The sequence below is a fragment of the Shinella sp. BE166 genome (assembly GCF_051201095.1).
In the GTDB taxonomy this organism is placed as follows: Bacteria; Pseudomonadota; Alphaproteobacteria; order Rhizobiales; family Rhizobiaceae; genus Shinella; species Shinella lacus.
Genome location: NZ_JBPEHL010000012.1, coordinates 1 through 21460, shown reverse-complemented (window position 1 = coordinate 21460; position 21460 = coordinate 1). Strand labels below are relative to the sequence as shown.

Annotated in this window: 20 protein-coding genes, 1 tRNA gene and 1 pseudogene; 11 read left to right on the top strand and 11 right to left on the bottom strand. The window is 63.6% G+C overall.

The window, feature by feature from the left end:
- Positions 1-41 precede the first annotated feature (41 nt).
- From mutT to J2Y63_RS24570, 4 genes are read right to left on the bottom strand one after another with little or no spacing between them, the layout of a single operon-like run.
- Positions 42-464: an 8-oxo-dGTP diphosphatase MutT gene (gene mutT / locus J2Y63_RS24585; protein ID WP_435268241.1), complete on the bottom strand. Its 423-nt coding sequence runs from the start codon at positions 462-464 to the stop codon at positions 42-44.
- Positions 461-1243 (bottom strand): GNAT family N-acetyltransferase, encoded by a 783-nt coding sequence (locus J2Y63_RS24580; RefSeq protein WP_435268240.1) that lies wholly within the window; start codon positions 1241-1243, stop codon positions 461-463. Before J2Y63_RS24580 ends, mutT begins: the two co-directional genes overlap by 4 nt.
- A 12-nt stretch (positions 1244-1255) precedes the next feature.
- Positions 1256-2488, bottom strand: a complete 1233-nt coding sequence (argJ, locus tag J2Y63_RS24575) for a bifunctional glutamate N-acetyltransferase/amino-acid acetyltransferase ArgJ (RefSeq protein ID WP_435268239.1) — start codon at positions 2486-2488, stop codon at positions 1256-1258.
- A 56-nt stretch (positions 2489-2544) separates the two neighbouring features.
- Positions 2545-3444, bottom strand: coding sequence for a peptidylprolyl isomerase (locus J2Y63_RS24570; protein WP_435268238.1), 900 nt, complete (start codon positions 3442-3444; stop codon positions 2545-2547).
- A gap of 237 nt (positions 3445-3681) precedes the next feature.
- On the opposite strand from J2Y63_RS24570, the gene secA reads away from it, so the two are divergent.
- From secA to J2Y63_RS24555, 3 genes are all read left to right on the top strand, one after another.
- Positions 3682-6408: a preprotein translocase subunit SecA gene (gene secA, locus J2Y63_RS24565; protein ID WP_256119386.1), complete on the top strand. Its 2727-nt coding sequence runs from the start codon at positions 3682-3684 to the stop codon at positions 6406-6408.
- 271 nt (positions 6409-6679) lie between these two features.
- Complete coding sequence (locus tag J2Y63_RS24560; RefSeq protein WP_435268237.1) at positions 6680-8107, top strand: lipopolysaccharide biosynthesis protein; 1428 nt, start codon at positions 6680-6682, stop codon at positions 8105-8107.
- Complete coding sequence (locus J2Y63_RS24555; RefSeq protein WP_435268236.1) at positions 8097-9368, top strand: GNAT family N-acetyltransferase; 1272 nt, start codon at positions 8097-8099, stop codon at positions 9366-9368. The genes J2Y63_RS24560 and J2Y63_RS24555 overlap by 11 nt, the downstream gene beginning before the upstream one ends.
- 54 nt (positions 9369-9422) lie before the next feature.
- Here the strand turns inward: J2Y63_RS24555 and J2Y63_RS24550 are convergent, their stop codons facing one another.
- Both J2Y63_RS24550 and J2Y63_RS24545 read right to left on the bottom strand, forming a co-directional pair.
- Positions 9423-11066, bottom strand: a complete 1644-nt coding sequence (locus tag J2Y63_RS24550) for an AMP-binding protein (RefSeq protein ID WP_435268235.1) — start codon at positions 11064-11066, stop codon at positions 9423-9425.
- Positions 11067-11142: 76 nt separating this feature from the next.
- Positions 11143-11406, bottom strand: coding sequence for a BON domain-containing protein (locus J2Y63_RS24545; RefSeq protein ID WP_435268234.1), 264 nt, complete (start codon positions 11404-11406; stop codon positions 11143-11145).
- A 175-nt stretch (positions 11407-11581) separates the two neighbouring features.
- Here J2Y63_RS24545 and J2Y63_RS24540 point away from each other — a divergent pair, with 175 nt between their 5' ends.
- On the top strand, positions 11582-12391 hold the full coding sequence (locus J2Y63_RS24540; protein WP_435268233.1) for a M10 family metallopeptidase C-terminal domain-containing protein: 810 nt from the start codon (positions 11582-11584) through the stop codon (positions 12389-12391).
- A gap of 518 nt (positions 12392-12909) precedes the next feature.
- Here J2Y63_RS24540 and J2Y63_RS24535 read toward each other — a convergent pair.
- On the bottom strand, positions 12910-14247 hold the full coding sequence (locus J2Y63_RS24535) for a hypothetical protein (protein WP_435268232.1): 1338 nt from the start codon (positions 14245-14247) through the stop codon (positions 12910-12912).
- A 159-nt stretch (positions 14248-14406) separates the two neighbouring features.
- Positions 14407-14491, bottom strand: a tRNA-Leu gene (locus tag J2Y63_RS24530).
- Between the two features lie 168 nt (positions 14492-14659).
- Between J2Y63_RS24530 and J2Y63_RS24525 the strand changes: the two genes are divergently transcribed.
- Positions 14660-15172: a disulfide bond formation protein B gene (locus J2Y63_RS24525; protein WP_435268382.1), complete on the top strand. Its 513-nt coding sequence runs from the start codon at positions 14660-14662 to the stop codon at positions 15170-15172.
- Positions 15173-15240: 68 nt separating this feature from the next.
- Here J2Y63_RS24525 and J2Y63_RS24520 read toward each other — a convergent pair whose 3' ends face one another.
- Together J2Y63_RS24520 and J2Y63_RS24515 are read right to left on the bottom strand one after the other, a co-directional pair.
- Positions 15241-15798 (bottom strand): HNH endonuclease, encoded by a 558-nt coding sequence (locus J2Y63_RS24520; protein WP_256119377.1) that lies wholly within the window; start codon positions 15796-15798, stop codon positions 15241-15243.
- 104 nt (positions 15799-15902) lie between these two features.
- Positions 15903-16553, bottom strand: a complete 651-nt coding sequence (locus J2Y63_RS24515; protein ID WP_435268381.1) for a DNA-3-methyladenine glycosylase family protein — start codon at positions 16551-16553, stop codon at positions 15903-15905.
- A gap of 66 nt (positions 16554-16619) precedes the next feature.
- Here J2Y63_RS24515 and gluQRS point away from each other — a divergent pair, with 66 nt between their 5' ends.
- Entirely contained in the window at positions 16620-17528 is a 909-nt protein-coding gene (gene gluQRS / locus J2Y63_RS24510) for a tRNA glutamyl-Q(34) synthetase GluQRS (protein WP_435268231.1), read from the top strand.
- Here the strand turns inward: gluQRS and J2Y63_RS24505 are convergent.
- Positions 17475-18419, bottom strand: a complete 945-nt coding sequence (locus J2Y63_RS24505; protein ID WP_256119374.1) for a YihY/virulence factor BrkB family protein — start codon at positions 18417-18419, stop codon at positions 17475-17477. The genes gluQRS and J2Y63_RS24505 overlap by 54 nt on opposite strands.
- A gap of 197 nt (positions 18420-18616) precedes the next feature.
- On the opposite strand from J2Y63_RS24505, the gene J2Y63_RS24500 reads away from it, so the two are divergent.
- The 5 genes and pseudogenes from J2Y63_RS24500 to J2Y63_RS24480 form a co-directional block, all read left to right on the top strand.
- Positions 18617-19465 carry an SDR family oxidoreductase gene (locus J2Y63_RS24500; protein ID WP_435268230.1) on the top strand — a complete coding sequence of 283 codons (849 nt, stop codon included), beginning with the start codon at positions 18617-18619 and terminating at the stop codon, positions 19463-19465.
- Between the two features lie 100 nt (positions 19466-19565).
- The gene (locus J2Y63_RS24495) at positions 19566-19766 is read left to right on the top strand and encodes a twin transmembrane helix small protein (RefSeq protein ID WP_256119372.1); all 201 of its coding nucleotides are present in this window, start codon (positions 19566-19568) and stop codon (positions 19764-19766) included.
- Positions 19766-20341, top strand: coding sequence for a cob(I)yrinic acid a,c-diamide adenosyltransferase (locus tag J2Y63_RS24490; protein ID WP_435268229.1), 576 nt, complete (start codon positions 19766-19768; stop codon positions 20339-20341). The genes J2Y63_RS24495 and J2Y63_RS24490 overlap by 1 nt, the downstream gene beginning before the upstream one ends.
- Before the next feature lie 56 nt (positions 20342-20397).
- Positions 20398-21183: a rhomboid family intramembrane serine protease gene (locus J2Y63_RS24485; protein ID WP_256119370.1), complete on the top strand. Its 786-nt coding sequence runs from the start codon at positions 20398-20400 to the stop codon at positions 21181-21183.
- A gap of 183 nt (positions 21184-21366) precedes the next feature.
- Positions 21367-21460: pseudogene (locus J2Y63_RS24480) on the top strand (electron transfer flavoprotein subunit beta/FixA family protein); the annotation flags it as partial.

Here is a 21460-nt window from a genome sequence, read left to right as displayed (position 1 = left end):
ACGAGACGCGAAAAATGCAGGGTAAATTCCTGCCGAGAGGATCAAAGAAGGTCCATCAGGAAGGGGATGAGCGGTTCGTCGGCCGGCGGCATCGGATAATCGCGCAGCGCCTTCGCGCGCACCCATTTGATCGCCTGTCCCTCGCGGCCATGCGCCGTGCCCTCGAAGCGGCGGCAGATGTAGAGCGGCATCAGCAGGTGGAAGTCGTCATAGGTGTGGCTGGCGAAGGTCAGCGGCGCGAGGCAGGCGACTTTCGTCTGGATGCCGAGCTCCTCGTCGAGCTCGCGGATCAGCGTCTCCTCGGGCGTCTCGCCCGGCTCGACCTTGCCGCCCGGAAACTCCCAGAGACCGGCAAGCGATTTGCCCTCCGGCCGCTGTGCCAGAAGGATGCGGCCATCGGCATCGACCAGCGCGCAGGCGGCAACGAGCAGGATGCGGCGGGGTTTTGCGATGGTCTCGGTCATGCCGCTTGCGGTCCCCGGTAGCTGTACTGGTAGACGTCGTGGAAGCCGGTGCGGCGGTAGAGCGCGATTGCCGCCGCATTGTCGGCCTCGACCTGCACCCAGGCGTGGCGCGCGCCCTTGAGCTTCGCCCAGCGCAGGCTTGCATGCAGGATGGCGGTGCCGGTGCCCTGGCCGCGTCGTTCTTCCGCTACGCCAAGCTGGAGGATGCCGACGAGATCGTTGTCGTGCACGGCGATCGTCACCGCCGTCGGGCCGAAATCCGGCTCCTCGAAGATGAAGAGGCCGGTTTCCGGCTTGATGGCGTTGATGATCTCGGTGAGGCCGGGTTTCAGTGCCGGGTCGTCGCCGGCCACGCGGATGCGGGCATCGACGAAGCGGCCGACGTCACGGCTCGGCAGGTGGTCGAGGCCTTCGTCGCGGATCAGCGTGGCAAGGTCCGCCATCATGACGATGGTGAAGCCGTCCTCCACCCAGCCGGCCTCGTCCATGAAGGCGACGAGTTTCGGCGGGGTCAGCGGCGTCTGGCGCACCAGCAACGGGCGGCCGTAATCGGCAAAGCGCTTTGCCGCCTTCTGCAGGCGGATGTCGATGTCGCGCGTGTCGGACGGATCGAGCGGGTTCACCGAATTCAGCCTGCGCGAGGGGTGGCCGGCGGTCAGGCGGCAAAGCCAGCTGCCGTCATAGATGACGGAGGCCGCGGGCCAGGCGCGAAACCCGACGGCTTCCAGCCGGCGGACTTTGGGGAGATCGCTTGTCGTCGCTTGTCCGGAAGGGGTCACGCGGTCCGGGCCTCAGCTACGATAGTCGCCGTTGATCTCGACATATTCCTTGGTGAGGTCGCAGGTCCAGACCGTCGCCTTGCCATTACCGAGGCCGATCTCCACGCGCACCGGAATATCCTGCTTCTCCATGACGGCGGTGGTCGCCTCTTCGGAATAGGCAGGGTCGCGCTCGCCGTCGACGGCGACGCGCACGTCACCGAACCAGATGGCGAGGCGGTCGCGGTCGGCCATCTCGCCGGACTTGCCGACGGCCATGACGATGCGGCCCCAGTTGGCGTCCTCGCCGGCCACCGCGGTCTTGACCAGCGGCGAATTGGCGATCGACAGCGCGATGCGCTTGGCGGCGTCGTCGTTCTCGGCGCCTTCGACGGTGACTTCCACCATCTTGCGCGCACCTTCGCCGTCGCGCACGACCTGGAGCGCGAGGTCACGCAGGAGATCGTTGAGGGCGGCGCGGAAACCGTCGAGCGAAGCATCGTCCGCCGTCACCGGCGCCTGGCCTTCGGCCGCACCGGTGGCGAAAAGCATCAGGGTGTCGGAGGTCGAGGTGTCGCTGTCGACCGTGACGGAATTGAAAGTCGGGCCGACGCCGGCCGAGAGCAGCGATTGCAGCACCGGGGAAGGGATGTTCGCATCGGTGACGACGAAGGAGAGCATGGTCGCCATGTCGGGCGCGATCATGCCGGCGCCCTTGGCGATGCCGTTGATGCGGACGGTGACGCCGCCGAGGTCTGCGGTACGGGTCGCGACCTTCGGATAGGTATCCGTCGTCATGATCGCCTTGGCGGCTTCGAACCAGAAATCTTCCGTGGCGGAAGTCCCGAGGCTGTCGAGCACGCCGGAGAATTTCGTGGCGTCGAGCGGTTCGCCGATCACACCGGTCGAGGCGAGGAAAACCTCGCTTTCGCTGCAACCGATGGCCTTTGCGGCGGCTTCCGCCGTCATTTTGGTCGATTCGCGGCCCTTGCGGCCGGTGAAGGCGTTGGCATTGCCGGAATTGACGACCACGGCGCGGGCGACGCCGCCCGGCAGATTGGCGCGGCAGAAATCGACCGGGGCCGAGGGGCATTTGGAGCGGGTGAAGACGCCGGCGACCGCTGCGGGGCGGTCGAAGATCATCATCAGCACGTCGGTGCGGTTCTTGTACTTGATCCCGGCGGCGGCGGTCGCCATGCGCACGCCACCGACCGGCGGCATTTCGGCATAGGTTTTCGGGGCGAGCGGGGAGATGGAACCGGACATGCTGTTTTCCTGCCTCAAGAAGAGGCCCGGCGAAAAAAGCCGGGCCATTGTCGATCTTACTGCTGGCCTTCGGTTGCCGGCGCGGCTTCGCCTTCGACCGCGGCTTCCGGCTTGTTGACCGCGTCATAGGCGGTCTTCAGCGCCGGGTCCTGGATGTCGACGGGGGCCGCGGCCTTCGCCTTTTCCAGAAGTGCCAGATACTTGTCGCGCATGACGAGCTGACGAACCTGGGCTTCGACCTGGTCGAGCGCCGGGGGCTGCTGCTGGCGCTTGTCCTCGATCTTGATGACGTGGAAGCCGAACTGGGTCTTTACCGGAACCTTGGAATAGGCGCCCTTTTCCAGCGCGAAGGCGGCCGTTTCGAATTCCGGAACCATGCGGCCCTTGGCGAAATAGCCGAGATCGCCGCCTTCGGCTTTATTCGGGTCGGTCGACTTCGCCTTGGCGATCTCGACGAAATCTTTGCCGGCATCGAGCTCGGCGATTACGGCCTTGGCCTCGTCCTCGGTCTTGACGAGGATGTGGCGGGCGCGGATCTCGTCTTCCGGCGTAATCGCGGCGACTTCCTTGTCGTAGCGCGCCTTCACCTCTTCCGGGGTGACGGCATCGACGACGTGCTTCTTGAAATAGGCGTTGTGCAGTTCGCGATCGGTGAGGAAAGCGAGGCGCTGCTTGAAGTCGGCGTCGTTCTGAAGGCCTTCCTTGTCGGCGTCTGCCGCCAGCAGCTTCACGTCGATGATCGAGGAGAGGGCTGCGACGCGCTTCTGCTCGTCCGGCAGGTTGGCGAGTTGCGGGTCGAGGCCGGCGATCGCGAGCTTGAGCTCCGATTCGTGGATCTCGAGCGCGCCGACCTTGGCGACGACCGGATCGGCCGCCGCATCCTGTGCGCGGACGCTGGTGCTTGCGGCGGCAATCGCGATAAGGGCGACTGCTGCGAGCTTGCTGTACTTGAACATTTCGAAGAGACCTTTCACATCCTCGCCGGAATCGGGCCGATATCCGGTGCCAGTCGGCTCAACACCACCAGAATGTGGCAGTTGTGCAACCGCCTGAGCCGTTGACATCATTCGACCCCCCTCTTATCTGTCACGCAATCCCGCGTCCAGAACAGTTTCCGGGCGTCTCAAGGCTTTGCGCGCAAATATCGTGCGACCTGTCACGCGCCGGGCGCCCATGAAGAAAGGACCATCCTGATGGTCAGCCTCGGCGGCATAGCCCGCAAGTTGTTCGGTTCCTCGAACGATCGCCGCATCCGCTCCTACAAGCCCCGCGTTGACGCCATCAATGCGCTCGAACCGGAGATGAAGGCGCTCTCCGACGAGGCGTTGCGGGCAAAGACCGTGGAATTCCGCGAGCAGCTTGCCGCGGGCAAGACGCTCGACGACCTCCTGGTGCCGGCCTTCGCGGTCGCCCGCGAGGCCGCGTTGCGCGTCCTGGGGCTGCGCCCCTTCGACGTCCAGCTCGTCGGCGGCATGATCCTGCATGAAAAATCGATCGCCGAAATGAAGACCGGTGAAGGCAAGACGCTGGTGGCGACGCTGCCCGTCTATCTCAACGCGCTCGCCGGCAAGGGCGTGCATGTCGTCACCGTCAACGACTATCTCGCCACGCGCGACAGCGCGATGATGGGTAAGATCTACGGCTTCCTGGGGCTTTCGACCGGCGTCATCATGCACGGCCTCGACGACGACCAGCGCCGCGCCGCCTATGGCAGCGATATCACCTACGCCACCAACAACGAGCTCGGCTTCGACTATCTGCGCGACAACATGAAGTACGAGCGCAGCCAGATGGTGCAGCGCGGCCACTTCTTCGCGATCGTCGACGAAGTCGACTCGATCCTGGTCGACGAGGCGCGCACGCCGCTGATCATCTCCGGCCCGCTCGACGACCGCTCCGACCTTTACACGACGATCGACGCCTTCATCCCGATGCTGGACGAGGCGGACTACGAGATCGACGAGAAGCAGCGCTCGGCCAACTTCTCCGAAGTCGGCACGGAAAAGCTCGAAAACCTGCTGCGCCAGGCCGGGCTTCTCAAGGGCGAATCGCTCTATGACGTCGAGAACGTCGCGATCGTCCACCACATCAACAACGCGCTGAAGGCCCACAAGCTCTTCACCCGCGACAAGGACTACATCGTCCGCAACGACGAGATCGTCATCATCGACGAATTCACCGGCCGCATGATGCCGGGCCGCCGTTATTCGGAAGGCCAGCATCAGGCGCTCGAAGCCAAGGAAAAGGTGACGATCCAGCCGGAAAACCAGACACTGGCCTCGATCACTTTCCAGAATTATTTCCGCATGTATTCCAAGCTCGGCGGCATGACGGGCACGGCTTCGACGGAAGCCGAAGAATTCGGCAACATCTACGGCCTCGACGTTGTGGAAGTGCCGACCAACCTGCCGATCAAGCGCCTCGACGAGGACGACGAGGTCTACCGGACCGTCGAGGAGAAGTACAAGGCGATCATCCAGGAGATCAAGGATGCGCGTGAGAAGGGCCAGCCGGTCCTCGTCGGCACGACCTCGATCGAGAAGTCGGAATATCTTGCTGAACGCCTCAAGATGGCGGGTTTCCAGGATTTTCAAGTGCTGAACGCCCGCTACCACGAGCAGGAAGCCTATATCGTTTCGCAGGCCGGCGTTCCCGGCGCCGTTACGATCGCCACCAACATGGCCGGCCGCGGCACGGACATCCAGCTCGGCGGCAACCTCGAAATGCGCCTGGAGCGCGATCTGGCCGAGATGGAGCCGGGTCCGGAGCGCGATGCCAAGCGCGAGGCGATCATCGCCGAGGTGAAGAAGCTGAAGGAGCAGGCGCTTGCCGGCGGCGGCCTCTACGTGCTTGCCACCGAACGCCATGAAAGCCGCCGCATCGACAACCAGCTGCGCGGTCGTTCCGGCCGCCAGGGCGACCCGGGCCGCTCGAAGTTCTTCCTGTCGCTTCAGGACGACCTGATGCGCATCTTCGGCTCCGAGCGCATGGATTCCATGCTGCAGAAGCTTGGTCTCAAGGAGGGCGAGGCGATCGTCCATCCCTGGATCAACAAGGCTCTGGAGCGGGCGCAGAAGAAGGTCGAGGCGCGCAACTTCGACATCCGCAAGAACCTGCTGAAATACGACGACGTGCTGAACGACCAGCGCAAGGTGATCTTCGAGCAGCGCATCGAGCTGATGGACAGCGAAAGCCTGTCGGACATCGTCGCCGACATGCGCCATGAAGTGGTGGAAAACCTCGTTCGCCTGAACATTCCGGAAAACGCCTATGCAGAGCAGTGGAACGTCGCGGGCCTTAAGGCCGGCGTGCTCGAACAGCTCAACCTCGACCTGCCGATCGATGCCTGGGCGGCCGAGGAAGGCATCGACGAGAAGGACATCCTGGAGCGCCTGAAGACGACCGTCGACGAGGCCGCGCAGGCCCGCGCCGACCGTTTCGGCCCGGAAATCATGACCTATGTCGAGCGCTCGGTGCTGCTCCAGACGCTGGACCTTCTCTGGCGCGAGCACATCGTCAACCTCGACCACCTGCGTTCCGTCATCGGCTTCCGCGGTTATGCACAGCGTGATCCGTTGCAGGAATACAAGGCGGAAGCCTTCGAACTCTTCCAGGCGCTGCTGGCGAACCTGCGCCAGACGGTGACCGCGCAGCTTATGCGTGTCGAGCTGGTGCGCCAGGCCGCCGACGGGCCTGCACCGGCACTGCCGGAAATGGAAGGCCACCACATCGACGGCACGACCGGCGAGGACGATTTCGGCGAGGGCAATGGCGGCGGCTTCATGGCCGTTGCCGTCGCGCCGGAAAACCGCGATCCGAACGATCCGGCGACCTGGGGCCGCGTCTCGCGCAACGAGGCCTGCCCCTGCGGCTCGGGCAAGAAATACAAACATTGCCACGGCGCCTTCGAACAGGCCTGATGAACCCAGAAAATGCCGCCTCCGGGCGGCATTTTGCTGACAGGTTTCCCCCCACCCGCGACGTCATCCTCGGCCCTGAGCCGAGGATCCACCGGCGTGCCCGGAGCATGGATGGTCGGGTCAGGCCCGACCATGACGGAGGAGAGATTCGGCGGGCTGTTCTTTTAGCCCTGCCGGCGGCTCTTCATGGCCCGACCCAACCGTTTGTTAACCCTGATCTGACAAGACTGGCCTTTGTATAGTCTCGCGTAGCGTTCAGGTTCCTGTGTTGATGGCGGTCATTCAATCGGCGGAAAAGTTGCTGCCATCCGGCCTGCGCGGCAAGGCGGAGCCGCTCGTGCGCGCGCTTACCGCCACGCTCGCAAGCGACGACCCCCGCAATCTCGCCCAGCGCATGGCGCTGATCGCCTTCGCCATCCGCGTCGTCAGCGCGGCCATCGCCTTCATTTCGCAGATCATTCTTGCCCGCGTGATGGGCGAGTTTGAATATGGCATCTTCGTTTTCGTCTGGGCGCTCGTCGTCATTTTCGGCGATCTCTCCTGTCTTGGAATCCACACGACGATCGTGCGCTTCCTGCCGGGTTATGCCGGGCGTAGCGCCCATGCAGAAATCCGCGGCCTCACCTCGACCGCGCGCATCTTCGCCATGCTGACATCGTCGGGGCTGGCCGCCGTCGGCCTCCTCTGCCTCTGGCTCTTCCACGAATCCTTTGCCGGCTATTATCTCGTGCCGCTGTTCATCGGCTTGTTCTGCATGCCGATGATCGCGCTCGGCGATGTGCTCGAGAGCACGGCGCGCGCACACAGCTGGGCGGTCGTGGCCTTGAGCCCGACCTATATCGTGCGCCCGCTGCTGATCCTCGTCTTCATGATGCTCGCCATCTCGATGGACGCGCCGCATACGGCGCTGACGGCGATCGTCGCGGCGCTTGCCGCCACCTATCTCACGACGGTCGTGCAGTTCTTCAACATCGTGCGCCGGTTGGGAAAACGCTATGTCGCGGGGCCGCGCAAGATCGAGTTCTCGCTGTGGATCAAGGCCGCGCTGCCGATCTTCCTGATCGAGGGCTTCGGCTTCATGCTGACCAATTCCGACGTGCTCGTCGTCGGCCTGTTCCTCGATCCGGAAAGCGTCGCCATCTATTTTGCCGCCGCCAAGACGATGGCGCTGGTGCATTTCGTGTTCTTCTCGGTGAAGGCGGCCGCCGCACCGCGCTTTTCCGCGATGTTTTCCGCCGGCGACCGCGTGGCGCTCGCGCGTTTTGCCGGGGAGACCGTGCGCTGGAGCTTCTGGCCGTCGATCGTCGTCGGCGGCAGCGTGCTGCTGGTCGGGCATTTCCTGCTGTCGCTGTTCGGCCCGGCCTTCACGGCGGGCTACAGCCTGATGTTCATCCTGTTCGTCGGCATTCTCGCCAAGGCGCTCGTCGGGCCGGGCGAGGTGCTGCTCACCATGTCCGGCGAACAAAAACTGTGCGTCGCCGTCTATGCGATGGCGCTCACCGCCAACATCGCTTTCAACGTCACGCTCATTCCGCTTTACGGCCTGACGGGCGCTGCGATCGCCACCACCAGCGCCATGATCGTCGAGGCGGTGCTGCTGCACCTGGCGGTGCGCACGAAACTTTCCATCATTCTCTTCGCCTTCGCCAATCCGGTGAAGGCGAGCCTCGTCAACGGGATGGACCGCCATGACCGATAGCCACGGCTTCGACCACGCCATTGCGGCCGGACGCGCCCAGGCCGCCATCCCGGCGGCCCCGCCGATGGCGCAGCCGCCGGCGGACAAACGCGTTGCCGTCGGCCGTCCGGGCCGCTCGCTGGCACTTTATCCCGCGACCGCGGGCTACGAGCTGCAGCAGGAGCTCGATTTCCTGTCGAACCGCGTCATGGAACCGAACGTCTTCTTCACCGGCCGGTTTCTGGCACCCGCCATGCCGCGCCTGGAAGACCGTACGGTGCGCCTTTCGGTCATCCGCGACGAGAGCAACGGGCGCAGCCGTATGCGCTTTCTGATGCCGTTCTCGGTCGAAAAGCCCGGCTTCTCCATCGGCTCCAGCATTTTGCGCGCCTGGTCCAATCCTTTCGGGCCGCTCGGCACGCCGCTCGTCGATGCGGAGGAGGCGGCCGAAACGCTGGACAACCTGCTGGACGCGCTCGGCAGCGCAGGCACCGGCCTGCCGCCGATCCTCGTCCTGCCGGACTTGCGCCTCAACGGCGCTTTTGCGCAGCTGATGCGCGCTGTGGCAATCGGTCGCAACCTGCCCGTCACGGTCACCGACACCTATCGCCGCCCGATGCTGGAAAGCCTGCTCGACGGCCAGACCTATTTGCAGAAGGCGATCTCGCCCGAGCATTTTCGCGAATTGCGCCGGCAATGGCGCAAGCTCGACCAGCAGGGTGCGCTCAGCTACAACGTCGCCCGCCAACCCGCCGACATAAGACTGCGCATGGAGGAATTCCTGCTGCTCGAAGCCGCCGGCTGGAAGGGCCGCGGCCGCACCGCGATGATCAACGACCGCTACCGCGCCGCCTTCGCCCGCGAGGCGATCACCAACCTAGCCGAGACCGACGGCGTGCGCATCCACACGCTCGACCTCGACGGCCGCGCCATCGCCTCGATGATCGTCTTCATGACGGGTGGCGAGGCCTATACGTGGAAGACGGCCTATGCCGAGGAATTCTCGAAATATTCGCCGGGCAAGCTGCTTGTCGCAGAACTCACCGAATGGCATCTCGACGACGCCAATATCGCACGCTCGGATTCCTGCGCGGTGCCGGACCATCCGGTGATGAGCCGGTTCTGGGAAGAGCGCGAGGACATGGGCACGCTCGTCGTCGGCCTGCAACAGAACCGCGACCGCGACGTGCGCCAGGTCGCAGCCCAGCTCCACCTCTACCGCAACACGCGCAACGTGGCGCGGCTGCTGCGCGACAAGATCCGGTCGCTGGCTAAGCGCTAAAGCAATTCCAGCAAAAGTGTGAAGCGGTTTTGCGTCCGGAATTGCGCAAATAGTTTAAGCGGCGAACGACGTTTCTTCGGCGGCGCGCTTGCGCAGCAGGTGGCGGATGACTTTTCCCGAGGTCGTTAGCGGCAGGCTGTCGACGAACTCCACCTCGCGCGGATATTCGTGCATGGAGAGCCGCGATTTTACCCATTCGCGGATATCGGCGGCAAGCTCCTCGGAGGGTGCCTGGCCCGGCCGCAGCACCACATAGGCCTTGACGATCTCGGTGCGCAGCTCGTCCGGCTTGCCGACGGCGGCGGCGAGTTGCACGGCCGGGTGGCCGGCAAGGCAATCCTCGATCTCGCTCGGCCCGATGCGGTAGCCCGACGAGGTGATGACGTCGTCGTCGCGGCCGAAGAAGGTGACGTATCCCTCTGCATCCATGCGGCCGAGATCGCCGGTCGTCATCCAGTCGCCGATGAATTTTTCCGCCGTCGCCTTGTCGTTCCGCCAATAGCCGAGGAACATCACCGGGTCAGGCCGCTTCACCGCGACCTGGCCAACGGTGCCGCGCGGCACTTCCCGGCCATCCGCATCGATGATTGCGACGACATGGCCCGGCACCGGCTTGCCGATCGGTCCCGGGCGCGAGACGCCGAGCTTGCCGATCGAGCCAAGCACGATGTTGCACTCGGTCTGGCCGTAGAATTCGTTGATGGTGATGCCGAGCGTATCGCGCACCCATTCCCACGTCTCGCGGCCGAGCGATTCGCCCGCCGAACCGATGGTACGCAGGTTCAGCCGGTATTTTTCGCGCGGATTGGCGACCGATTTCATCAATCTCAGCGCCGTCGGCGGGATGAAGGCGTTGCGCACGTCCATGTCCTGCATGATGCGGTAGGCCATGTCGGGATCGAATTTCTGGCCGGGCGAGGAGACGACCGGCACGCCGAGCAGCAGCGCCGGCATGAGCACGTTGAGAAGCCCGCCCGCCCAGGCCCAGTCGGACGGCGTCCAGATGCGGTCTCCCGGTTGCGGCAGGAATTCATGATGCATCTGGAAGCCCGGCACATGGCCGAGCAGCACGCGGTGGCCGTGCAGCGCGCCCTTCGGCGGGCCGGTCGTGCCGGAGGTATAGATCATCATCGCCGGATCGTCCGGACCGCTGTCGACGGCCTCGAACGGGCCGGCATGCCGGGCGACGAGATCGTGGAAGGATTTTTCCGCAGGATCGGTCACCGGGTCGGTGGTCACCACCAGCTCCAGCGTCGGAAGCTCCTGGCGGATCGGCCGAAGGCGCTCGGCGCCGAACCGGTTGGTGACGATCGCTTTGGCCTCGGCATTCTTCAGGCGGAAGAGCAGGGCATCCGCACCGAACAGCAGCGCCAGCGGCAACGCGATGGCGCCGAGCTTGTAGATCGCGACATGGGCGATGACCGTCTCGAAACCCTGCGGCAGCAGGATGCCGACGCGGTCGCCCTTGCCTACCCCTTCGGCCGCAAGCGCCGCCGCAAAGGCATCCGAGCGGGCGGCGAGTTCGCCATAGGTAAGTGCCAGCGGCGGGGCGTCGGGTAGGAAATGCTGGAGGCAGACGCGGTCCGGCTCGCGCGCCGCCCAGGCGTTGGAGACCGCGGTGCCGATGTTGAACCGTTCGGGGATCTTCCAGCGAAAATCCCGGTACAGCGCATCATAGGTCGATCTCTCGGCGAGCATCCGGCGTCACTCCAGTTTGCTGCATTGCACCTAGCATTCCGGAGGGGCCGCCGGCAATGGCGGCTTTTTGTAGGGCTCAGAGCCAGGAAAGGCGGCTGTCCACCTCCGTGACGTCCTTCAGCGAGGCCGCGATCGCGCTCGCCCGCTCCGCCTCCGCGGCGGAGCCGACGCTGCCGGTGAGGATGATGCGCGTGCCTTTGCACGTCACCCTGACGTCGGAGGCGTCCACGTCGCCGGCCAGCGAAAGCGCATCCGCCACCGCAGCCTCCAGCCAGGCGGGGTGCGGGCCATCGAAATGTTCGGGCGGTTCGCCCTTGAAGGTGCCTTCCTTGAAGACCATGGCGCGCGCTCCTCTATGGCGGGTTCGGTGGACAACGCTGAAAGATCGGATTTGTTCATGGCGGTTTAAGGGATGGTTAGGGGTGCTTCGATGTCGGACAGCTCTGTGCCGAAACGGCGGTTGCCGGGCCTAAGCGCCCGCGTTAAGCATCGGCATCTCCAGCGAGGACGTGTTTATGAGTTATATCAATATTAGCGGTTTCACATCGAAATCCGGCGCCAATTTCAGCAAGTTCGTTTCGGAAAAATTGCATGACGTTCTAGATTACGAGCACGAAAAGGTAACATCGACCTCGCTGAAATTCTCCAATGATGCAAAGAATTACATGGCGATCGGCGGTTCGAAGCTGAAATACACCTTCGACGACAAGGAAGTCTCCGGCATTACATCGGGAACGATCACGTCTTTCAAGGCTATATCCGAAGGTCAGGCGCTGCTCGACATCACGAAACTTTCGCTCGCCGGCAAAAAACTCTCCAATGCGCTCGACAGCGGCAGCACAAAGACCTTCCTCGACACGCTTCTCTCCGGCAGCGACGTGATCAAGGCCACCAAATATGCCGATACGTTCTGGGGCGGGGCCGGCAACGACACGCTCTACGGCTATGCCGGCAACGACCGTCTGGAAGGCGGCGCGGGCGCCGACAAGCTTTATGGCGGCACGGGTGCGGATACGTTCGTTTTCCGTTCGGTGAAGGATTCGACCGTTGCCGCGGGCGGGCGTGACACGATCGTCGATTTCAGCCAGACGGAAAAGGACAGGATCGACCTCAAGGCGATCGACGCCGATGCGACGCTCGCCAAGAACCAGGCGTTCAGCTTCATCGCAGACAAGGCCTTTTCCAAGGATGCGGGCGAGCTGCGCTACGAGAAGAAGGGCGGGGATACCTTTGTCCACGGCGACGTCGATGGCGACGGCAAGGCCGATTTCTCGATCCGCCTCGATGCGTCGATCGATTTCACAAAGGCCGATTTCATTCTCTGAAAACCCCAGGATGGTTGAGACCCAAGAGCGTGCACATCGCTCTCGGGTCCCCCTCACAACCGCATCCGGGGGTGTCTGCAGTTGCAGCCGTAAAATGCGGCTGTGCAAAATTTGTTCCCGCTAAAATGCAGGTTTTTTAAGCGAGGGGTTTTCGGCCGGGGTCGTGCGCTGACCTAAAGCGTGCTCTGGATGAAATGATGCACATTTCGCACGGTCCGCGACGTGTAAGCGCCGTGGTTCTGCGTGAAGTCCCATGCCATGGCGCAAACCACCGTAACGATGATGATCAGATATTTCATGGACGCCCACGCAGCTGGTTGGCCCTTGACGGCAGACGGAGCTGAAGTCGCTGATAGTCGAAGCTGAGCTTGGACTATGCGTGGGAGGGTGAACCTGGGTCGGGGCGGAGTCCAGGTAATTTTAATATTTGCTAATTAAGTGATGAACGAGCCGTTAGTGCGCGCCACTACGTGCACCAAAAAGGCAAACGGCATGACGCCTACGGGGTCCATTCGTGATTAGGGGTTGGCGAGGAAGTCCAGCCGCTCTTTCTCGCCCTGGAACAATTGCCAGGAGCCGCGTTGCACGAAAGCGGGCTTGGCGAAGGTGCCGAACGCCACGTCGTGCTCGGAATCGAGCCAGCAGTAGAAGAGAGCGGTTTGATCGGCATACCAGATCGGCCTGCCCGTCGAGCGGGCATTTTCGACAATCCTCTGGAGGTAGGCGCCGATCCGATTTGCGAAGCGAAGCGCGCCGGGCGTTTGCCGCGCCATGAACGAACAGGCCGTCACCGATTCCCATGGAAGCCTGTTCAGGGTGCGTGCCTTGTCGAGCACCTTCGTGCTCAAGAGGACGTCAAGATGGGCGTGCTCACTCTCCATCTGCCGCAAATCGCGGGCCACATGGCCATCCACGTCGCCGACGAACACAGACCGGTAAAGTTGAAGGTATCGGGCCAGATGGATGTAGCGCGCGCTGGCATAATATCCCCGCTTCTGGCGCACCTCGAGGCCTGACAGATCGGTATGATCGATCGTAAAGCCGAAGCTGACAGGCACGCCCCATGAGCTGATCGCCTCGCGAGAATCGAAGCCCACGCAATGGAAGTGCAAGCCGTTCGTCGGGTTCGTCTGCGCATAACGTCTTGCGACGAGCAGGGCATATTTTTCGAAGTAGGTGCGGTCGAGGGAGAGCAATGTGACATGCTCGGCCGCCGACGGGCTCACCTCGATATCGTGTTCGGGAACGATCGTGCCCGCGTAGTCGGTTTCGACGAGCACGCTGGATATGCCGGCAAACGGCTCAATGAACTTGAGATCGCCGACCGACACGAACGAAGAGCGAGCATGGACGGCGTTTCCCGTCGCATGGGCCGACATGGCCTCGAAGGCGGCGAGATGTCTCTCGGCGCCCGGCCAGCCGGCTCGCAAAAACGCCGTCGTTTCCTTGGCATCGATGGCAAAACCGTCGCGCTCTTTGCCCGCCATCAGGCGATCGCGTTGAGAGCGATAGAAGGCAAGGAAGATCAGGTCGGCGACGTGCAGGGGAAGATGACGGAGCCGGCCGCGCAAACCCTCCGCGGTCGACCGAATCCGGGGCCAATCTTTTTGCGAGAAGAGGAACCAGAAGAATTCCGTCAATGCTTCATCGGAAAGATCGCCGGAAACGGCGCGTGCGGCATTCTCGCTCAAATACCGCTGGAGCGCCGGCATATGGACCGCCCGACGGGCTGCCGCGCCGAATTTCAGGATCTGCTGTTCGAATGACAGCGCGCTATCCAGGGTCGCATCCACCTCGACGGGCAAGTCGACATTGGAATAACACCGCGTCAGTTCTCCCAACTCTTGATTGATCACGTTGAAGCCCGTTCGATTGCAAGTCCTTGCCGTTTCATCTGCCTCATGCGGATAGTTTCGGCAAGGCCCGGGCGATAACCCGGCCTTGGCTAGCCCGTTGATTTGCCCGAAGGCTAGGATGGAACCGGAAACAAAGTGCCTAAAAAAGCTTTGAGATTTTGGTGCCCCATGCCGGAATCGAACCAGCACTCCTTTCGGAACTCGATTTTGAGTCGAGCGCGTCTACCAGTTCCGCCAATGGGGCACGGCACTTGTGAGCCATCGCCGTTTACACGAAGCTTTCGCGGGCGGCAACCGGCAAATCCGGGGGCGGGCATGATCACTTATCCGTGCGGGTGATTTACAACGGCGCGCCGCCTGATAGAACTCGGCGCCGTTCCGCCGGCACCCCCGCCGGCCCGATTGGACGATCCTGATGACTGCATCCCTCGACCTTTCCCGCAAGACATCCGCAGGCCTCCTGACGCTCGGCATGGCGGCGACCGTCGGCGGCGCGCTCGCCTTCGAGCATATCGGCGGCTACATTCCCTGCGCGCTCTGCCTGTTGCAGCGCGATCCCTATTATTACGGCATTCCGGTCGCGGTCGCGGCGCTGGTTTCGGCCCTCTTCGGCGGTCCGGCCTGGCTGACGCGGCTGCTGCTGGCGATTGCCGGCATCATGATGCTCGTCGGCGCCGGCATGGGCGTCTACCACGCGGGCGTCGAATGGGGTTTCTGGGAAGGGCCTGCGACCTGCGCGACCACGGCGCAGGGTGTCACGCAGAATGCCGGCGACCTGCTCTCCGATCTCAACACCAAACACGGCCCCTCCTGCACGGAGGCGTCGTTCCGCCTGCTCGGCCTGTCCTTTGCCGGCTGGAACGTGATCGCAAGCGTCATCCTCGCCGCAATCGCCTTTTCGGGCGCGCGGTCCGTGAAAGCCTGAGATGCCGCAACCCTTCGTGTCACGCATGTCGCTGACGTGAAACGGCCTTGCCGTTCACGCAGCCTGCGTCAGGGTTGCAGTTCGACGTCCCAGTAGAGATAGTCCATCCAGCTTTCATGCAGATAGTTGGGTGGAAACAGTCGCCCGTTGTTGTGCAGATCCTGAACCGTCGGCTGATAGGGCTTCTGATGCGGGAGCATGCCCGCCTGCTTCGGCAGCTTGCTGCCTTTTCTCAAATTGCATGGGGAGCAGGCGGCGACCACGTTGCACCAGGTCGTCTCGCCGCCATGGGCGCGCGGGATGACATGGTCGAAGGTCAGGTCGTCCGGCGACCCGCAGTACTGGCATTCGAACCTGTCGCGCAGGAACACGTTGAACCGGGTGAAGGCCGGGTGGCGTGAGGGCTGCACGTATGTCTTCAGGCACACGACGCTCGGCAGGCGCATCGTAAAGCTCGGGGAGGAAACCGAATGGTCGTATTCGGCGATGATGTTTACGCGGTCGAGAAACACAGCCTTGATCGCGTCCTGCCACGACCAGAGCGACAAGGGATAATAACTCAGCGGCCTGTAGTCAGCATTCAATACAAGGGCTGGCAGGGCCTGTGGTGAAACAGAAATCGTCAAGGGCTTCTCCTGATCGATTCGGCATCTGCCCTTCTATATTAGGCCCGTTGTTACAGCATTGTGAAGCCGGAAAGGAAAAGCGAAAACAACGTATTTCGCGAGCCTCAGCCTTCGAGCACCGGGACGGCCTCGCGGCGCATCTCGCGCGAATAATAAGCCCAGAAAAGCCGGGCCGAAACGCCGCGCCAGGGCGACCAGCTTTCGGCGATCCGGTCGAGCTCCTGCGGGCCTGGACGCACGGCAAGGCCGAAGGCATGCGCGACGGCATTTTGCAGCGCGATGTCGCCGGAGGGGAAGATATCCGGGTGGCCGCCGCAAAACAGCAGGTAGACATCCGCCGTCCAGCGGCCGATGCCCTTGATCGCGGTCAGCTTGCGGGTCGCGGCCGTCGCCTCCATGTGACAGATCGCATCGAGATCGAGTTCGCCGCGGTCAACGGCGTCGGCGGCGCGGCGCAGCGTCTCGGCCTTGGCGCGCGACAGGCCGATGGCGCGGCAATCCTCGTCGGACAGGGCGAGGATGTGATGGGGCGTGATGTCGCTTGCAGCCTCTTCCAGCCGGCGCCAGATCGCGTCCGCACTGGCGCGCGACACCATCTGCGCGACGATGATGCCGGCAAGGCCGCGATAGCCGGGCGCCAGGCGTCGCAGCGGCACGGGGCCGGCCTTGTCGATGACGGTGAAAAGGCGTGCGTCAAGCAGCGCGAGGTCGACGAGACCCGCCGCGACATCCGCCTCCGTCCTGATCATGTGCAACTGCATTTTTTCAAGCGGCCCTGATGCCGTAGTGACGCGACACGCCTCTTCGTGCCAGAAGACCTCATGCCAAGCGCTTTGTCAAAAAATCGTGTCTTTCGTCTTGCGCCGAGCCCGAACGGCCTCCTGCATCTCGGACATGCGCTTTCAGCGATCCTCAACCACGACCTTGCCGCAGCCTGCGGCGGCCGGTTCCTGCTGCGCATGGAAGACATCGATCCCGCCCGCTCGCGCCCCGAATTCGAGGCGGCGATCTATCGCGATCTCGCCTGGCTCGGGCTCGACTGGGAAAAGCCGGTGCGCCGCCAGTCGGAACATGTCGCCTTCTATGGCGAGGCGCTGGAGCGGCTGAAGGCGCTGGGCGTGCTCTATCCGGGTTTCTTGAGCCGCGGCGAAGTGAAGGCGCGGGTCCAGGCCCATGAGGCAGCGGGCGGCACCTGGCCGCGCGATCCGGACGGCGCGGCGCTCTACCCGACCGAGGAGCGCGCGCTCGACCGGGACCAGGCGCTCGCCTGGATCGCGGCGGGGCGGCAGCATGCCTGGCGGCTCGACATGGACAAGGCCCGGGCGCTGGCGCCTGCCGTCCTCGACTGGTCGGAGGCGGGCGAGGGGCCGGAAGGGGAGACCGGCACCGTGACCGCGAAGCCGGAGCGCTGGGGCGACGTCATCCTGTCGCGGCCGGATGCGCCGGCGAGCTATCATCTCGCCGTGGTGCTCGACGACGCGGCGCAGGGCATTACCGACGTGGTGCGCGGGCAGGACCTGTTTCACGCGACGGCCGTGCATCGCTTGCTGCAAAGCCTGCTCGGCCTGCCGGTGCCGGCCTATCGCCACCATGGGCTGGTGCCGGGACCGGACGGGCGAAAACTCTCCAAGAGCAACCAGGATACGGGGATCGCGGCCTATCGTGAGAAGGGCGTGTCACCGGCCGGCATTCGCGCCCTGCTCGCGGGCTATGGCTTCGTCTTCCATTGAGGGGTCGTCCTCGGCCTGCGGTTTCTTCACGCCGCGCACCTTGTCGAGGATCAGGTGTTTCACCCGATATTTCATCAGGGCCGCATTGATTTCCGCGCCTATGATGAAGATTGCGCCGACGATGTAGAGAAAGACCAGCGCGATCATGATCGAGGCGAGGCCGGCATAGGTCGAGACGTAATTGGCGAAGGTCGCGAGATAGGAGGCAAAGATATAGGCCCCGACACCCCAGGCGATCAGCGTGAGCAGGATGCCGGGCAGCACGTCGGCGATCTTGCGCCGGCCGGCCGGCAGCCAGAGATGGGCGATCAGCAGACCGACCAGCAGCACGAGCACCGTGCCGAAAAGGCCCCAGCTCTCCACCCAGGAATAGATATAGGTCAGCCACGGCAGCCAGTCGCCCGTGGCGCGCACCGCAAGGGGGGCGGCAACGAGCACGATGCTGATGACGGCAAGCGCCAGGACGCCCGCGATGACGAAGCCGAGGCTGGCGAGGCGCGTGACGTACCAGTAGCGCGTCTCGGCGACCCTGTAGGCGCGGTTGAGCGAGACGCGCAGCGCCTCCACGCCGTTCGAGGCGAAATAGGCGGCGGCGAGCACGGAGACCGTCAGCAGCCCGCCGCGCGGGATGGTGAGCACGGCGACGACCTCGCGCGAGATGGGCGCGGCGATCGATTCCGGCCAGGTGTCGAAGATCAGGTGCACGGCGGTTTCGGCGAACTGGTCGGCGCCGAGGAAGGAGCCGAGCGCGGTGCCGAAGATCAGGAAAGGGAAGATCGCAAGCAGCGTCGACAGCGCGACATGGCTCGCCATCGCCCAGCCGTCGTCCTCGGAAAAGTGCCAGATCGCGTCGAAGACGACCTTGTAGGCAAGGCGGATGACGGTTGGCATAAGCAATGTCCAGTCCCTTTGCGACCGTCGCCGGTCTCTCATTGTCTGCGCGGGCATGGCCCGTAAATCAGAATCGATTTAAGGGCTTATGCCCGGTTCAACGTTCTACGGCGACCTTTGTGCCTCCTGGATGACAGACAGAGGTTGCTGGAATGGTGAATATGGGAAACCCAGGCAGATTTGTACAGGAAACCGCCATGTCTTCTCCAACAGCGCCTCATCTGCCGAGCATCATCGTCACCGGCTGCTCCTCCGGAATCGGCGCCCATTGCGCCCGGGCGCTGAAGGCGGAGGGCTGGCGCGTCTTCGCGACGGTGCGCCGCGAGGAGGATCTCGCGAGCCTCGAAGCGGACGGCATCGAGGCGCTGCTGATGGACTATACCAAGCCGGAGACGATCGCGGGCCTTGTCGAGACGGTGCTGGCGCGCACCGGCGGGCGGCTCGATGCGCTGTTCAACAACGGCGCCTACGGGCAGGCCGGGGCCGTCGAGGACCTGCCGGTCGAGGCATTGCGCCTACAATTCGAGACGAACGTCTTCGGCTGGCACGATCTGACGCGGCGGGTGATCCCCACCATGCGTAAACAGGGGGCTGGCCGCATCGTGCAATGCTCGTCGATCCTCGGCATCGTGCCCTATCGCTGGCGCGGCGCCTACAATGCCTCGAAATTCGCGCTGGAAGCGCTGTCGCTGACGCTGCGCATGGAGCTTGCCGGCTCCGGCGTGCATGTCAGCCTCATCGAGCCGGGGCCGATCGCCTCGCGCTTCACCGCCAATGCGCTGACCCATATCGAGCGCAACATCGACCTGGAAAACTCGGTGCATGCGGAGGAATATCGCCGGCAGCTGCAGCGGCTGCGCGGCGAGGCCAAGCCCGCGCGCGGAAAACTCGGGCCGGAGGCGGTGCATGCCGTGCTGCGCCACGCGCTGACGGCGAAGGCGCCGCGGCCGCACTATATCGTGACGACGCCGGCCAAGCAGGGCGCGCTTCTGAAGAAGCTGCTGCCGGCGGCGCTGTTCTACCGCATCATCGGCAAACTCGGCTGACGCGGCGCGGCGTCGCAGGCATTCGTCGTCAAATCGCGTGCTATTTCGCCCAAATGCCCTATTTGAATAGGGCTGACAGAAATCAAATCGGATCGTTGGCATGTCTTCCTTTCTCACCTTCATGACCCTGCTCGTCATGGGCCTCGTGGTCATCGTGCTCGTGCGCGGTCTTGCCAACATGGCCAAGGGCGGCAACGGCAATACCTCGAACAAGCTGATGCAGGCGCGCGTGCTCTTGCAGGCGATCGCCATCGTGCTCATCATGCTGACCCTGTGGATCACGGGCGGCGGGCGCGGATGATGGTGAAACTCAACAAGATTTACACACGCACGGGCGACGACGGCACGACCGGCCTCGTGGCCGGCCCGCGCCGTAAGAAACACGACCTGCGCGTCGAATCCTATGGCGAGGTCGACGAGGCGAATTCCTGCATCGGCGTCGTCCGCCAGCATCTCGCCGGCCATCTGGATCTCGATCGGATGCTGATGCGCATCCAGAACGACCTTTTCGATCTCGGCGCCGACCTCGCCACGCCCGATACCGGCAAGAAGCTCGAATACGAGCCGTTGCGCATCGTGCAGGCGCAGGTCGACCGGCTGGAGAGCGAAATCGACACGCTCAATGCCGATCTCGAGCCGCTGCGCTCCTTCGTGCTGCCGGGCGGCACGGCGGCGGCGGCCGCACTCCATGTGGCGCGCACCGTCGCGCGCCGGGCGGAACGTCGGATCGTGGCGCTTCAGGATGGCGGGGAAACCGTCTCGGCCGCTGCTGTCGCCTATATCAACCGGCTGTCCGATTTTCTCTTCGTTGCCGCTCGCTGGGTCAACGACAAGGGCAGCACGGACATATTGTGGGTTCCGGGGCAGAACAGATAAGGTCGTCGCCAGCAGCTTAGCAAAAGTGCGCAGCCATCCTTTGGGGAAGGGGATCCATGTTCATACCGCTGCACGACGCCAACGCCCTGAAATACATCAAGGTCCAATATGTCACGATCAGCCTGATCGTGATCAATGTCGTCGTCTGGCTGGTGACGGGCCTCGCCTCGACGCAGGACTTCAACGATGCGGCGGTGGTCGGCCTCGGTTACATTCCGGCGGTCGTCTTCGATTTCGCCGACCTGGAGCCGAGCCTCGTGCTGGTGCCGGAGGATGCGACCTACATCACCTATGCCTTCCTGCACGGCGATTTCATGCATCTCGCCTCGAACATGATTTTCCTCTGGGTGTTCGGCGACAATGTCGAGGATGCGCTCGGCCATATCCGCTTCCTCATCTTCTACTTGCTGTGCGCGGCGGCCGGCGCGCTGGTGCATGGCCTCGTGCAGATGAATTCGGAGGCGCCGCTGATCGGTGCCTCGGGCGCGATTTCCGGCGTGGTGGCGGCCTATTTCCTGCTGCATCCGAAGGTGCGCGTCTGGGTCCTGGTGTTCTTCCGCATTCCGCTGCCGCTGCCGGCGGTCATTCCGCTCGCCTTCTGGATCGCCCAGCAATTCTACATGCTGGTGGTCGATGGCGACAGCGGCGTCTCCTGGGGCGCCCATGTCGGCGGCATTCTTGCCGGCGCGGTTCTCGTCCTCGTCATGCGCCGGCGGGGCGTGCCGCTGTTCGACCGCACGATCGTCACGCCGAAGGCCGTCCGGCATGTCGAAGCGACGCCGGTTCCCGCCGAGGAGACGGCGTCCGGCCCCTCCGTGCCGCCGACCCATTGGGGGCGATGATGGCGTTTCGCGGGGAAAATTGACGTGAACGTAAAGGTAATTTATAACGCCTGCGTTTTCGCGCGAGGAGGGCCCGTGGCGCATTGTATTTGGGGAAAAAACGCGTATCGATGTCGCCAACCGACAATCAGGGCGCCTTTGAAAGGCGCATTTTCCCTCGCGGGCATATGAAGGAAGGAAGCCATGAAGATCTTGGTCCCTGTAAAGCGGGTCGTTGATTACAACGTCAAAATTCGCGTGAAGGCGGATGGTTCGGGTGTCGAGCTTTCGAATGTGA

What these genes read in the sequence shown, in the direction of transcription:
- J2Y63_RS24540 (WP_435268233.1), top strand. Translation starts at nt 11,582, where the DNA reads ATGAGTTATATCAATATTAGCGGTTTCACATCGAAATCCGGCGCCAAT.
- J2Y63_RS24485 (WP_256119370.1), top strand. Translation starts at nt 20,398, where the DNA reads ATGTTCATACCGCTGCACGACGCCAACGCCCTGAAATACATCAAGGTC.
- J2Y63_RS24550 (WP_435268235.1), bottom strand. Translation starts at nt 11,066, where the DNA reads ATGCTCGCCGAGAGATCGACCTATGATGCGCTGTACCGGGATTTTCGC.
- J2Y63_RS24570 (WP_435268238.1), bottom strand. Translation starts at nt 3,444, where the DNA reads ATGTTCAAGTACAGCAAGCTCGCAGCAGTCGCCCTTATCGCGATTGCC.
- J2Y63_RS24505 (WP_256119374.1), bottom strand. Translation starts at nt 18,419, where the DNA reads ATGCCAACCGTCATCCGCCTTGCCTACAAGGTCGTCTTCGACGCGATC.
- J2Y63_RS24490 (WP_435268229.1), top strand. Translation starts at nt 19,766, where the DNA reads ATGGTGAAACTCAACAAGATTTACACACGCACGGGCGACGACGGCACG.
- argJ (WP_435268239.1), bottom strand. Translation starts at nt 2,488, where the DNA reads ATGTCCGGTTCCATCTCCCCGCTCGCCCCGAAAACCTATGCCGAAATG.
- J2Y63_RS24495 (WP_256119372.1), top strand. Translation starts at nt 19,566, where the DNA reads ATGTCTTCCTTTCTCACCTTCATGACCCTGCTCGTCATGGGCCTCGTG.
- mutT (WP_435268241.1), bottom strand. Translation starts at nt 464, where the DNA reads ATGACCGAGACCATCGCAAAACCCCGCCGCATCCTGCTCGTTGCCGCC.
- gluQRS (WP_435268231.1), top strand. Translation starts at nt 16,620, where the DNA reads ATGCCAAGCGCTTTGTCAAAAAATCGTGTCTTTCGTCTTGCGCCGAGC.
- J2Y63_RS24500 (WP_435268230.1), top strand. Translation starts at nt 18,617, where the DNA reads ATGTCTTCTCCAACAGCGCCTCATCTGCCGAGCATCATCGTCACCGGC.
- J2Y63_RS24560 (WP_435268237.1), top strand. Translation starts at nt 6,680, where the DNA reads ATGGCGGTCATTCAATCGGCGGAAAAGTTGCTGCCATCCGGCCTGCGC.
- J2Y63_RS24545 (WP_435268234.1), bottom strand. Translation starts at nt 11,406, where the DNA reads ATGGTCTTCAAGGAAGGCACCTTCAAGGGCGAACCGCCCGAACATTTC.
- secA (WP_256119386.1), top strand. Translation starts at nt 3,682, where the DNA reads ATGGTCAGCCTCGGCGGCATAGCCCGCAAGTTGTTCGGTTCCTCGAAC.
- J2Y63_RS24555 (WP_435268236.1), top strand. Translation starts at nt 8,097, where the DNA reads ATGACCGATAGCCACGGCTTCGACCACGCCATTGCGGCCGGACGCGCC.